At 64.4% G+C, this 12,363-nt stretch carries 15 protein-coding genes; 4 read left to right on the plus strand and 11 right to left on the minus strand.

The genetic code is table 11. The annotated features are described in order from the left end of the window. The first annotated feature begins 2 nt into the window (after positions 1 to 2). The 3 genes from GO608_RS06600 to GO608_RS06610 are packed head-to-tail and all read left to right on the plus strand — an operon-like array spanning position 3 to position 2,398. Positions 3 to 839, plus strand: coding sequence for a hydrolase 2, exosortase A system-associated (locus GO608_RS06600; RefSeq protein ID WP_169199052.1), 837 nt, complete (start codon positions 3 to 5; stop codon positions 837 to 839). Beyond that, positions 793 to 1,716 carry a hydrolase 1, exosortase A system-associated gene (locus tag GO608_RS06605; RefSeq protein ID WP_247002913.1) on the plus strand — a complete coding sequence of 308 codons (924 nt, stop codon included), beginning with the start codon at positions 793 to 795 and terminating at the stop codon, positions 1,714 to 1,716. Before GO608_RS06600 ends, GO608_RS06605 begins: the two co-directional genes overlap by 47 nt. Continuing rightward, a complete protein-coding gene (locus tag GO608_RS06610; RefSeq protein WP_169199051.1) occupies positions 1,691 to 2,398 on the plus strand; it encodes a tetratricopeptide repeat protein in 708 nt (235 codons plus the stop codon). Before GO608_RS06605 ends, GO608_RS06610 begins: the two co-directional genes overlap by 26 nt. Positions 2,399 to 2,461: 63 nt before the next feature. On the opposite strand, the gene argB is transcribed toward GO608_RS06610, so the two are convergent. The 3 genes from argB to GO608_RS06625 form a co-directional block, all read right to left on the minus strand. Continuing rightward, on the minus strand, positions 2,462 to 3,361 hold the full coding sequence (argB, locus tag GO608_RS06615) for an acetylglutamate kinase (RefSeq protein ID WP_169199050.1): 900 nt from the start codon (positions 3,359 to 3,361) through the stop codon (positions 2,462 to 2,464). A gap of 84 nt (positions 3,362 to 3,445) precedes the next feature. Next, positions 3,446 to 4,603: a right-handed parallel beta-helix repeat-containing protein gene (locus tag GO608_RS06620; RefSeq protein WP_169199049.1), complete on the minus strand. Its 1,158-nt coding sequence runs from the start codon at positions 4,601 to 4,603 to the stop codon at positions 3,446 to 3,448. A 92-nt stretch (positions 4,604 to 4,695) separates the two neighbouring features. Beyond that, entirely contained in the window at positions 4,696 to 5,115 is a 420-nt protein-coding gene (locus GO608_RS06625; RefSeq protein ID WP_169199048.1) for an Hsp20/alpha crystallin family protein, read from the minus strand. Between the two features lie 128 nt (positions 5,116 to 5,243). Here GO608_RS06625 and GO608_RS06630 point away from each other — a divergent pair, with 128 nt between their 5' ends. Next, the gene (locus tag GO608_RS06630) at positions 5,244 to 5,471 is read left to right on the plus strand and encodes a cysteine-rich CWC family protein (RefSeq protein ID WP_169199047.1); all 228 of its coding nucleotides are present in this window, start codon (positions 5,244 to 5,246) and stop codon (positions 5,469 to 5,471) included. On the opposite strand, the gene nudB is transcribed toward GO608_RS06630, so the two are convergent. From nudB to GO608_RS06670, 8 genes are all read right to left on the minus strand, one after another. Continuing rightward, the gene (gene nudB, locus GO608_RS06635) at positions 5,468 to 5,938 is read right to left on the minus strand and encodes a dihydroneopterin triphosphate diphosphatase (RefSeq protein WP_169199046.1); all 471 of its coding nucleotides are present in this window, start codon (positions 5,936 to 5,938) and stop codon (positions 5,468 to 5,470) included. The genes GO608_RS06630 and nudB overlap by 4 nt on opposite strands. Next, a complete protein-coding gene (locus GO608_RS06640) occupies positions 5,938 to 6,381 on the minus strand; it encodes a barstar family protein (RefSeq protein ID WP_169199045.1) in 444 nt (147 codons plus the stop codon). Before GO608_RS06640 ends, nudB begins: the two co-directional genes overlap by 1 nt. Then, positions 6,378 to 6,743 (minus strand): guanyl-specific ribonuclease, encoded by a 366-nt coding sequence (locus tag GO608_RS06645; RefSeq protein WP_169199044.1) that lies wholly within the window; start codon positions 6,741 to 6,743, stop codon positions 6,378 to 6,380. The genes GO608_RS06640 and GO608_RS06645 overlap by 4 nt, the downstream gene beginning before the upstream one ends. A gap of 63 nt (positions 6,744 to 6,806) precedes the next feature. Further along, the gene (locus GO608_RS06650) at positions 6,807 to 8,429 is read right to left on the minus strand and encodes a tetratricopeptide repeat-containing response regulator (RefSeq protein WP_169199043.1); all 1,623 of its coding nucleotides are present in this window, start codon (positions 8,427 to 8,429) and stop codon (positions 6,807 to 6,809) included. Between the two features lie 169 nt (positions 8,430 to 8,598). After that, positions 8,599 to 10,398: an aspartate--tRNA ligase gene (gene aspS, locus GO608_RS06655; protein ID WP_169199042.1), complete on the minus strand. Its 1,800-nt coding sequence runs from the start codon at positions 10,396 to 10,398 to the stop codon at positions 8,599 to 8,601. Between the two features lie 44 nt (positions 10,399 to 10,442). Continuing rightward, complete coding sequence (locus GO608_RS06660; RefSeq protein WP_169199041.1) at positions 10,443 to 11,069, minus strand: DUF502 domain-containing protein; 627 nt, start codon at positions 11,067 to 11,069, stop codon at positions 10,443 to 10,445. A gap of 15 nt (positions 11,070 to 11,084) precedes the next feature. Further along, on the minus strand, positions 11,085 to 11,351 hold the full coding sequence (locus GO608_RS06665) for an FmdB family zinc ribbon protein (RefSeq protein ID WP_169199040.1): 267 nt from the start codon (positions 11,349 to 11,351) through the stop codon (positions 11,085 to 11,087). A gap of 135 nt (positions 11,352 to 11,486) precedes the next feature. Then, a complete protein-coding gene (locus GO608_RS06670; protein ID WP_169199039.1) occupies positions 11,487 to 12,338 on the minus strand; it encodes a prepilin peptidase in 852 nt (283 codons plus the stop codon). Positions 12,339 to 12,363: the final 25 nt, after the last annotated feature.

Here is a 12,363-nt window from a genome sequence, read left to right on the forward strand (position 1 = left end):
CGATGCCCGTCCGCCGTTCTGCTTTCTTTCTCCCCGTCGAAGGGGGCGAAAAGCGCTTTTGCCTTGTCACTGCGCCCGAAGGCGAACCGCGGGGCGCAATCCTTTACGTTCATCCGTTTGCCGAGGAGATGAACAAATCGAGACGCATGGCAGCGCTTGCTTCGTGGGCGTTTGCTGAGCGCGGCTGGATGGTGCTGCAGGCTGATTTGGGCGGCTGCGGTGACAGCACCGGCGACTTCGGCGATGCGACATGGCCCGGCTGGCTGATTGACGTTGACGTGGCATGGCGATGGCTCCGTGAACGGGCGGACGGGCCTGCGGTCGTCTGGAGCCTGCGAGCCGGAAGTCTCGTGGTTTCGGACTGGTTGAAGACGCAGCACGCTTCGATGCCTTTGCTGTTGTGGCAGCCGGTCATAAACGGGCGCCAGCACCTCACCCAGTTCCTGCGCGTAAAGGGGGTCAGCCGGATGATGGAGGACGGCGACGTGAAGGCGACGATGGCTGCAGTACGGGCGGAGTTGCATGCCGGGCATCCCGTCGAGATTGCGGGCTATACGCTGTCGCCGGACCTCGTCGGCGGGCTCGAAAAAGCTCGCCTCGAATTGCCGTCCGGTTTCGCGGGATCCGTTGCAAGCCTCGAAGTCGTTTCCTCGGAACGCCCTGAGCCCACTCCCGCAGTGGCGCTGCTCGCCGAGCGCTGGCGGGAGCGGGGAGGGCGGTGGTCGGCCGATGCAATCACCGGGCCGGGATTCTGGCAAACCGTGGAAATCGAGGTCTGCCCGACGTTGATCGATGCCTCCGTCGCTGCCCTCAAGAGAGTTGGCAATGAAGTACAGTGAGGACGCCGTCGTTTTCGATTGCGCCAGCGAGACCCTGATCGGCGTGATCGCACTGCCGGAGCGCCCGTCGAGAGTCGGCGTCCTGATCGTCGTCGGCGGACCGCAGTACCGTGCGGGCAGTCACCGTCAATTCGTCCTCCTGTCCCGTTTTCTGGCGGAGCGCGGAGTAGTGTGCATGCGCTTCGATTATCGCGGGATGGGCGATTCGACCGGAGCGGCATGCGACTTCCGGGACGTGGATGGCGACATCGCGGCAGCGGTCGACCAGCTCTTCGCGCTGGCTCCGACACTGGATGGCGTCGTGCTCTGGGGCCTCTGTGACGGCGCCAGCGCGTCGTGTTTTTATGCGCCGAAGGATTCGCGTGTTGTCGGAGCAGTGCTCGTCAACCCGTGGGTCAGGACCGAGGCGGGTGAGGCGCAGACTTACCTCAAGCACTATTATCGGCAGAGGCTGGCGGATCCGCGCTTCTGGAAAAAGCTGGTCGGAGGCCGGGTTTCCCTGCGCGCCTCGGTCGCCTCCTTGTTGTCGATGGCGGGCCGGGCCCGATCTGGATCGGGCGCGCCGCGTGCGAAGTCCGCTTCTGCGGCTGCGCTCGATTTGCCGGACCGGATGTCGGCAAGCCTCGAGAAATCGAAGGTTCCATTCGCCGTAGTCCTCAGCGGGAACGACTACGTCGCGAAGGAGTTCGAACTGGAAACACGCAAGCGCCCCGGGTGGCGGACCCTGTTGAGTGACCGGCGAGCTGCAGTAGTCGCTTTCCCGTCGGCCGACCACACGTTTTCATCTGAAGAGAAGCGCGAGGCCGTCGCTTTGGCGACATGGAACTGGTTGGTACGAAGGAACTTGTCGCGTGTGCCAACTGAAATGGCTGGGTGAGGGAGGTGTCGTGATGAGTCAGGCGTCGAAGGTTTCGGGAGGTATGTTGCTTGCTGCGCTCTTCTTGCTGTCGGCGGCTCCCCCCGTGCAGGGCGAGGTGCTGGGCGAGGCGATCTGCGGTTCGCTGGATAACCCGTATGGGCCATTCGACTATCGAACCGACAAGCACAAACTGGCGGTCGTGGAGAGGCACCATTTCAATCGAGACGTCGAGAGTCTGCGCGCGGGGATCACGACATCCAAGGTGGGCGGCGACATCTCGTACACGCTGCGGGCGTTTCCGAACCATCACCGTGCGTTGCATGCTGTCGCCCGGCTTGCCGTGAAGGAAAAGAAGGCACGCCCGGGGGGGTCGCAATATTCGATCGACTGCTGGTTCGACCGGGCAATGCGTTTCAGTCCTGACGACGGGATGGTCCCTCTGACCTACGGCATCTATCTGTTCCAGATCGGCAAGAAGGAAAAGTCTCTGAAAATGCTGGAAACTGCAGAGAAGCTCGGCGAAAACAGCGGAAACTTCCACTATAACGCCGGATTGATCTATGCCGACCTCAAGAAGTACGATCGCGCGCTGGAGCATGCCCATGCGGCTTATGCGAAAGGCTTCAATCTTCCCGGCTTGAGGGGGAAGCTCGAGAAGGCCGGAAAATGGCAGGATCCGGCGCCAAGGAAGCAGAACTGACCGGACTGCCTGAGGGGCGAGCGACGACGTGCCCGCCCCATGTGAGCGGGATGGGGCGTCCGCTCACTTGCTCTTGATCATCGTCCCGACGCCGTGGTCGGTGAGGATCTCCAGCAGCAGCGCATGCTCGACGCGACCGTCGATGATATGCACCGACTTCACCCCGTTTCGCGCCGCATCGAGTGCCGAGCTGATCTTCGGCAACATGCCTCCCGACAGCGTGCCGTCCGTGACCAAGTCATCGATCTGGCGTGGCGTCAGGCCGGTCAACAGGTTGCCCGCCTTGTCGAGGACGCCGGGAGTGTTCGTCAGCAGCACGAGCTTCTCGGCCTTCAGGATTTCGGCGAGCTTGCCGGCGACGACATCGGCATTGATGTTGTAGGTCTCGCCTTCGTCGCCGACGCCGATCGGAGCGATGACCGGAATGAAGTCGCCCTGGTCGAGAAACGCGATCAGGCTCGGGTCGATCTTCGTGATCTCGCCGACCATGCCGACGTCCACCAGATCGCCGGGCGCGTTTTCCTTCTGCATCAGCAACTTCTTCGCGCGGATGAAGCTCGCGTCCTTGCCGGTCAGACCGACGGCCTTGCCGCCGTGCTGGTTGATGAGACTGACGATCTCCTTGTTGACCTGGCCGCCGAGCACCATTTCTACGACTTCCATCGTTTCCGCATCCGTGACGCGCATGCCCTGGATGAACTCGCCCTTCTTGCCGACGCGGGCGAGCAGGGTTTCGATTTGCGGACCGCCGCCGTGAACGACGACCGGATTCAGGCCGACGAGCTTCAACAGCACGACATCGCGGGCAAAACAGTCCTTCAGGTGCGGGTCTGTCATCGCATTGCCGCCGTACTTGATGACGACAGTCTTATCGAAGAAGCGTTTGATGTAAGGAAGCGCCTCGGCTAGGATCTCGGCCTTGCGGGCAGGGTTGACGTCTTGCGGTTTGGTGACACCGGGCATGTAAAGGTCCTTCGACTGTGCGAGTGATTTCTGGCCGGGCTTGAGCGAAAGGGCGGCCGAGGCGGCAAGTTTACTCCGTGTAGCCTATGGCGCGTACTCCGAAGTCTGGAAGGCTCCGGGAGCCCATCGCTGCGGCGGCTGCAGGGCGCGCGTGCCGATTGGCAACGCGAACTCCGCGGCCGGGGCGAGACTGTAACCTTGCGCGTCTCCGGGGAGGTTGCCGAAGCGGCGCAGGATCGAGTCGGAGGAGAGCGTGAAGTCGAGGATGTCGGGGGCGCCGAGTAGCGCCGCGACTGCGGGGATGTTGCCGCTGAACTCTCCGTGCGCTCCGAGGGTGAATACGCCGAGGCCGACAGTGAGGTTGTTTACTGCCTTGATCTCGGTGTTCGCCGGCAGGGCGCCCTTCCAGATCCGGAGGAACCACGCACCTGTCATCCGGTCGCTGAGCAGCGTGTTGTGCGACAGGTAAAGCCCGCTTTCAGGCCAGATGTTCCCTTCCGCCCCGTAGGCGACGACGACCGGGTTCTGAGTCGTGGCGCTCTGGCCGATGACGTTGCCGACGACGAACGTCATGCCGCCGTTGGGGAAGTCGAGCTCATAGGAAGCCTCGCCGCCGGGGCCGTCGTGGATCAGGTTGTAGCGAATGTCGTTATGACGGGCGCGCGACTTGATGAGGTGGCCTTCGTAACCCTGGTGAAAACGGCTGCCAGTGACTTCGAGGCGGGCAATGCGACCAACGTAAAGCAGATGCGGCAAAGCAACGTTGTGCGGGGCCTGGGCGAAAACGGAATCCTCGATGCGCAACTCGGTGTCCGGATAGTTTGCCGTGAGGATGCCGTTCTCGTTGCCGATGAAGCTGCTTGCGCTGACGTGCAGGCGCCCCTGCTCGAGCCGGATCGCGGCGCCGTTTCCGTCCGGTACGCTCGCACCCCGGAACTCGACGTTGTGAATCCGAACGTCCCCGTTACGGATCACCCAGATCGCCTTGCCTTCTGCGCTGGCTCCATCGGCAATCAGGACCGGCCGCTCCCCGACGCCGCGGATTGTGATCTGCTTTTGTCGCCAGACCGCGACATCGGCCCGGTATTCACCCGGGAGGACTTCGACGATGTCGCCGTCCTTGGCGTGCTTTGCCGCATCGGCGATACGGGTAAAGGGCTCGTGCGGCCCGACCCGGAGGATTTCGGCGTCGACCGTTGCACTGAAACCGAGCAACGCGATCAGGACAGCATGGATGCGCATCGCGGCTGCGGGAAGGCCATGTCGCACTGGCTTCGACAAAAAATTCGCCCGGCGAACCAGGCGAATCGTCGAGACGCCGTTCGGGCTGGGCGTCACGTGATCGTCAGACGCTTAGCCTGTTCCGGCGCCTTCTTCGGCAGGCTCAGTTCGAGGACCCCGTCATTGAACTTCGCGCTCGACTTGCCTTCGTCGATCTCCTGGCCGAGCTGGAAGCTGCGCGACACCTTGCCGAAATAGCGCTCGGTGCGCAGGACGCGCTCGCCTTCCTTGACGTCCTTTTCCTGCTTGCGCTCGGCGCTGATCGACACGACCGGGCCGTCGATGTGGACGTGGATGTCCTCTTTCTTGATGCCCGGCAGCTCGGCGTGCACCTGGTACGCGTTCTCGTCTTCCTTGACGTCGACACGCATCTGCGGCGCTTCGCCCTGGATGCCGGCGGTCATGTCGACGGGGCGAACGAAAAACCCGCGCAGCAGATCGTCGAACGGGTCGCGACGGATGAGATTGCTCATGTTTTCCTCCTGTGCGTCATCATGGCTTTGAACCGCTTACGTAGCCAATATAGGTGCGGGAAGCGACTTTTCAAGCTTTCGACCCCGCGCCGGAAGTAATATCTCGTGTCCTGTCCGGAGCATTCCACATGAGCGACATCACCGGGAACACGATCGCGAACGACGTGGCCACCAATAACTGTCCGCGTTGCGGCGCCGCTTTTACGTGTGGCATGGAGGCCGGCTTGCCGGCGTGCTGGTGCGCCGCGCTGCCGCCAGTGGAGGGGATTCCGGAAGTAGTGGGGATCGGATGCTACTGCCCGAACTGCCTGAAGATGCTGCTGCGCGCCGCGGGGGCGCAGCCCGCAGGCTTTTAGCCCCGAGCGTCCGCTTGCCGCGCAGTGAGGCGCGGCAGCATCAGGATCGCGTCGCGATTGGTCCACGACGACGCTTTCCCGGCGGCTTCCGCGAGCGGCAGCCACAGCTGCATGCGGTGTTCGGCAGGCGCGAGCCTGACCGGTTGCGGCGCGGGGACGCAGAGGCTGAACACGTGTTCGGTGTTGTGCGTGACGCCCGGCGCGTAGCGCGCGCGCCACTCCTTGAGGATTTCGAAACGGTTGGTGAGGTGCCAGTCACGCAGCTGGCCCGAAGACACTGCGAGGCCGGTTTCCTCGTTCACTTCCCGTATCGCCGCCTGCAGCGGCGATTCGTCCGCTTCAAGGCTGCCGGTCACCGATTGCCAGAAGCCGGGGGGAGTCACCCGTTCGAGCAGCAGCACCTGGAGCGTCGCGGTGTGGATGACGACGAGGACCGAGATCGGCCGCTTGTACGGCAGTCCCGCCATCACAGCGTGCGAAGGTGCACGATGCCGTTTGCCGTGAGCCCGACGAAAATCCACACCGGGATGCCGTCCGCCGCCTGTTCGCGCGCGGCTTCGTCGAAAGTTTCCAGTGCGGCGATGAAGTCGGCTTCGGCGGCGACGCGGAAACGATCTGCATGTTCGAGGATGATCACGTAGCCGTCGGCCGGGAGCCACGCCATGTCGGCAAGGCAGTCGGCGAGCGCGTCCCAGTTCTGTCCGAACCAGTCCGGAAAGTGCAGGCCGGCCGCGATCCGGGCGAGGAAATCGGCCTTGTCCGCGCACCCCGAGAGATCGACCCGCAATACCCGGAAATCAAGCTCGCGCGCGGCTTGGGTGATCGCGTTGCCGCCGCGCTGCGGCAAGTGGTAGACGCCGGCGCGGTCGGGCTGCTGCAGGACGGATGCGAGTTCGTTTTCGGCGATCATGGCTGAGGCTGGATTCTCCGGAAACTGCGGTAATGGTCGTCCGTATAGTAGAACACGGCGGGCGGGTCCCCGCCGGTGACGAGACGCCGTGCGCCACGATCCCGGGAGCCCGGGGTCGGCACCGTGTATTCACGATAGTAGCCGCGCGGGCGCTGCGGCAAGAGCCGCTCGCGGTTCTGGAACACGACACCGTCGCGGCGATAAGGAAACGGGCCGCCGCGCTCGATCAGCTGCAGCGTCGCGATCGCCTCGGGCGGCAAGCCGTGCAGTCCGGCGGCGGGCGGCGCGTCGCGTGTGCAGGCGGGCAGCGCCACCAGCGTGGCCGCGAGGAACAGTAGGAATCGGAGTGCAAGTCGGCGCATCGGGTCTCCCGTGGGTGGCCTCGTCCGGCCTGGAAATCGATGGAGGAGTGGCTGGGGAGGGCGTCAGGCTGGTGGGCGAACGCCGTATTTTCTTGTCAGTTGCTGCATGAAACCCGTGATCGCCTCGAGGCGCGGATTGGCCGGATCGAGCCTGCGCGTGCGGGTGATCAGGTTGCGGGCCTGGGCGGCGAGACGCTCGTTCCAGCCACGGTTCTCGATGTGGCGCAGCAACGCGAGCGCCGCATTGAACAGTACATGCGGATTGCCGGGCATTTTTTGCACCGCGCTCAGCATTTCCTGCACGGCGCCGTCGTAATCGCCGCTCCTGACCTTGTCCGCGCCGGCCGCGATGAGGCCTTTCACTTCAACATGCACCCGTTGTTCGAGTTCTTCGGACATGTCCTCGCGCCCCTTCGCGCGCAGCATCGCCCGCGTCGTCTCGACTGTCCGCTCATCGGCGGAATTGCGCAGGATGTCCATCACCAGCATGCTGCCTTCGGTTTCGAGATCGTTGTCCAGGCAGGCCTTGGCGAGTTCCTGCTTCATCCCGACGGACAGGCTGGAGACGTCCGCGCCGTCCCGGATTGCGGTCTGGAGCGCGGCCTGGGCGCGCGCGGGCGAGCCCGTCTGGTTGTGGTACAGGGCTTTGGACAGCGAACTGCACAGCGCCGTCGCCGGCAGTCCGTCCATCGAGCGTTCGAGATCCCGGATCGTCGATTCGGCCTCGCTGACCCGGCCCTGGCCGAGTTGCGCCCGGACCAGCCGCACGTGGTCCTCCGGGTCGCGAAAATCCGAATATTTGCCTTTGCGCACCACTTCGGCGACCGTGCGCTCGGCGCTCTGGTGGTCGCCGACCGCGAGCAGGACGTTGCCCAGGTGGCGCAGGCGCCCGATCCTGTGCGGCGACAGCGCGACCGCGCTGGCAAGAACGTCGCGGGCCTGGTCGATGCGGCCGCTTTCCTCGCGGGTCCGGGCGAGCCAGTCGTAGGCGTCGATATAGCGGCGGTTCTCGGCGACGAGCGACGTCAGGATTTCTTCGGCTTCGCGGTATTCCTTCCTCGCGAAAAGCATTTTTGCGAGGCCGAGACGCGCCCAGGGTATGACCTTCGCAGCGAGGATTTCCCGGTAGAGCTCTTCGGCGGCGTCGGTGTGGCCGAGTCCGCCATGCAGTTCAGCTTCAAGCCGCATGAAGTCGATGCCGTAGCGGGCGTGTTCGCTGCGGCCGCTGATGCACGCCTCGATCGCGTCGTGCGTTTCCCCCGCTTCGATGAGCCGATACACCGGGCGAAAGGCCTCACGCTTTTCGAACGCGCGCATCAGGCGCGAATGGAGGGTGTCCGGGGTGAGCGGTTTAAGAATGTAATCGTTCGGCGCGAGCTCCGCAGCGCTGATGATCCGCTCGTAGTTGCGCTCGCCGGTGATCATGATGAACAGCGTGTCGAGGGGGATGATGTCCCGGGTTCGCAGGTCTTCAAGCAGGTGCTGCCCGTCCTGGCCGTCACCGAGGTTGTATTCGCACAGGATCAGGTCGTAGCGCCGCTCGCGCAGGCGACTGATCGCCATCCCCGCAGACGGCGCGAAATTGACCGCGGCGATGCCGATGTTGTTGAGCATCGTGCGCAACTGGCCGCGCATGCCCTGGTTGGCTTCGATGATGAGGACGGTGATGCGGTCGAGGTCTGCCATGAGGGTGCGACGGGATCGTGGAGGGCGCCGGGGAACGGTTCGTGCCGAAGCTTACGGCATCCTGGGCGTGATTTTTAGGCCCTTTTCGCCGCTGTCGTTCGTCACAGCAAACAAAAAAGGGCAGATGGTGTCCCATCCGCCCCGTGTCGCTTCCGCTGTTCGGCGAGGCTCAGGCCTTCGCCACTTCGACCTGGGTTTCGATCTTCTGCCGCAGGCGGATGTGCAGTTCGCGCAGTTGCTTGTCGTCGACTTCGCCCGGCGCGTCGGTCAAGAGGCACTGGGCGCGCTGCGTCTTCGGGAACGCGATGACGTCGCGAATCGACTCGGCGCCGGTCATCAGCGTCACGACGCGGTCGAGACCGAACGCAAGTCCGCCGTGCGGCGGCGCGCCGTACCTGAGCGCGTCGAGCAGGAAGCCGAACTTGATCTGCGCTTCCTCATCGCCGATATTGAGCGCGCGGAACACCTTGCTCTGCATGTCGGCGCGGTGAATACGCACCGATCCGCCGCCGATCTCCCAGCCGTTGAGCGCGAGGTCGTAGGCTTTCGCGAGGCATTCGCCAGGAGCCGATTCGAGCAGCTCGACGTGCTCGTCCTTGGGCGCGGTGAACGGGTGGTGGCACGCGACCCAGCGCTTGCTCTCCTCGTCGTATTCGAACATCGGGAAATCGACGACCCACACCGGTGTCCAGGCGGCGCCGCTGACGTAGCCTTTCTCGTGGCCGAGCTTCGTGCGCAGCGCGCCGAGCGCGTCGTTGACGACCTTGGTCTTGTCCGCGCCGAAGAAGATCAGGTCGCCGCTCTCGGCACCGGTACGCTCGAGGATCGTGCGCAGCGCCTCTTCGTGCAGGTTCTTGACGATCGGCGACTGCAGGCCTTCGTCGTTTGGTTTCGTGACGTCATTGACCTTGATGTACGCAAGGCCCCGTGCGCCGTAGATGCCGACGAACTTGGTGTATTCGTCGATCTCGCCGCGGGTCAGCGTGGCACCGCCCGGCACGCGCAGCGCCGCGACGCGTCCGCCGCTCGTCGCCGGGCCGCTGAACACTTTGAAGGCGACATCCTGCACCGCGTCGGTGACGTCGGTCAGCTCGAGCGTGACGCGCAGGTCCGGCTTGTCCGAGCCGTAGCGACGCATCGCTTCGGCGTGAGTCATGCGCGGGAACGGATCAGGCAACTCGACTGCAAGCGCTTCCCGGAACACGTAGCGGATCATGTCTTCCATGATCGCGGTAATCTCGGTCTCGTCGAGGAACGAGGTCTCGATATCGACCTGCGTGAACTCCGGCTGGCGGTCGGCGCGCAGGTCCTCGTCGCGGAAGCACTTCGTGATCTGATAGTAGCGGTCGAAGCCGGCGACCATCAGCAGCTGCTTGAAGAGCTGCGGCGACTGCGGCAGCGCGAAGAACTGGCCGGGATGGACGCGCGACGGCACCAGATAGTCGCGTGCGCCTTCCGGCGTGCTTTTCGTCAGCATCGGCGTCTCGACGTCGATGAAGCCCTGCCCGTCGAGGAAGCGGCGGAACGCCATCGCGACCTTGTAGCGCAGCATCAGGTTCTTCTGCATCTGCGGACGGCGCAGGTCGATGACGCGATGCGCGAGGCGCACGTTTTCCGACAGGTTGTCGTCATCGAGCTGGAACGGCGGCGTCACCGAAGCGTTGAGCACGGCGATGGTGTGGCAAAGCACTTCGATTTCACCGGACACGAGGTTTGCGTTTTCGGTACCGGCCGGCCGGCGGCGGACCTTGCCGGTCAGCTCGATGACGAACTCGTTGCGGATCGATTCGGCAGTGTGGAACGTCTCGGCGCGGTCGGGATCGCACACCACCTGCACCAGGCCTTCGCGATCGCGCAGGTCGATGAAGATGACCCCGCCGTGGTCGCGGCGGCGATGCACCCAGCCGCACAGCGTGACGGTCTGGTCAAGGTCGGCGGCGGTGACTTGGCCGCAGTAATGGGTTCGCATGGGTTCGGTTCCGGAAACGAAGCGCGGCTGGCGGGGCCGCGGGGTTACTCACTGAGCAGGGCGGAGCGGGGGCGGGCGTTGCGCACGGCGGGCGCGACCACCCCCATCGAAATGATGTACTTGAGGGCTTCATCGACGCTCATGTCGAGTTCGATGACGTCTTCCTTCGGCATCATCAGGAAGAAACCGGACGTGGGATTCGGCGTCGTCGGCACATAAACGCTGACGTGGTCGCCTTTCAGGTGATTGGCGGCATCTCCCCCCGGCGCACCGGTGAGAAAAGCGATCGTCCACGATCCGTGGCGGGGGTACTGCACCAGCAGGGCTTTGCGAAAAGCTTGGCCGGTGCTCGAAAAGAGGGTGTCGGAGACTTGCTTGACCCCGTAGTACAGCGACTTCACCACCGGAATGCGGGCGAGCAGCGCTTCCCAGTAGCGCACGAGCTTCTGGCCGAGGACGTTCGCGGCGATCAGGCCTGTCGCAAGCACGATCAGCAGCCCGACGACGAGACCTGCGCCCGGAATGTTGAAGCCGATCGCGTTGCGCGGCTGCAGGCCGTCCGGCAGCCACTCGATGATCTGGTCGAGCGTGCCGACGATCCACGCCAGCACCATGAAGGTGATCGACAGCGGGATCCAGATCAGCAGTCCGGTGATGAAGTATTTCTTCACGCGCCGCGGCCGTGCTCAGCCGGCGTGACAGGCACACGCCCCGCCACAGCCGCCGGCAGGAGCGCTCGCGGTTTCGGCCGGGCGGGGCGCCGGGGTGCCGCCGCCCTTGAAGTCGGTGGCATACCAGCCGGTGCCCTTGAGCTGGAAGCCCGCGGCCGAAACCTGCTTGACGTAGGTGCCCTGATTGCAGCTCGGGCAGGAAGTGAGCGGTTCGTCGCTCATCTTCTGGAGATGTTCCTTCTGGAACCCGCAACTGTCGCAACGATATTCGTAAATGGGCATGGCAACCTCCGGAAAGCAAGCGCGTAAGTCTAACGCAACGCATCATGGGCGAGAAGTGAGCGACAGCGGGACTCGGCCCGCTGTCGGGCGATAGATGAGGGCAAGCCGGTTCGTTTCAAGCCTGCAGGGGGCGGGTCACAGGCTGCCGAGGTACAACTGCGTGAGCGGCTTGCCCCAGAACAGCGCCAGCACGCCGGCCGCGGCGAGATAGGGGCCGAACGGAATCGGTACGTCGCGGCCGTGCCGGGCGAAAACGATCAGGCCGAGGCCGGTGACCGCGCCGACGAGCGACGAGAACAGGATCGTCAACGGCAGCATCTGCCATCCGAGCCACGCGCCGATCGCGGCGAGCAGCTTGAAGTCACCATAGCCCATGCCTTCCTTGCCGGTGGCGAGCTTGAACAGCCAGTACACCGCCCACAGCGCGAGGTAACCCGCGATCGCGCCGACGACCGCCTCGGGGAGTTCGCTGTACGTGGTGTCGAGATTGAAGAGCAGGCCGAGCCACAGCAGCGGGAGGGTAAGGTTGTCGGGCAGCAGCTGGGTGTCGAGATCGATGAAGGCGAGCGCGACCATTGCCCACAGGAAAAGCATTGCGCCGGCGGCTGCGAGGCCGAAGCCGAAGTGCCACGCGGCGTAGCCCGAGAGCACCGCGGTGAGCAGTTCGACGACGGGATAGCGGCGGCCGATGGGCGCGCTGCAGTGACGGCATCGCCCGCGCAGGACGAGATAGCTGACGACCGGGACGTTCTCGAACGCGGTGATCAGGTGGCCGCAGTGCGGGCAGCGCGAGCGCGGCACCGCCAGATTGTAGGTTTCCTGTTCGGGGAGCGATTCGCCGCGCAGTTCGGCAGCCTGGGCGTGCCATTCGCGCTCCATCATGCGCGGCAATCGGTGGATGACGACATTCAGGAAGCTGCCGACGAAAAGGCCGACGAGCGACGCGAGCGTGGTGAACAGGATGGGGTCGTGAAAGAGGTCGGGCATCGGGAGGCTTGATTGAATCCGCCCG

The sequence above is a fragment of the Aromatoleum buckelii genome (assembly GCF_012910785.2).
GTDB lineage: Bacteria > Pseudomonadota > Gammaproteobacteria > Burkholderiales > Rhodocyclaceae > Aromatoleum > Aromatoleum buckelii.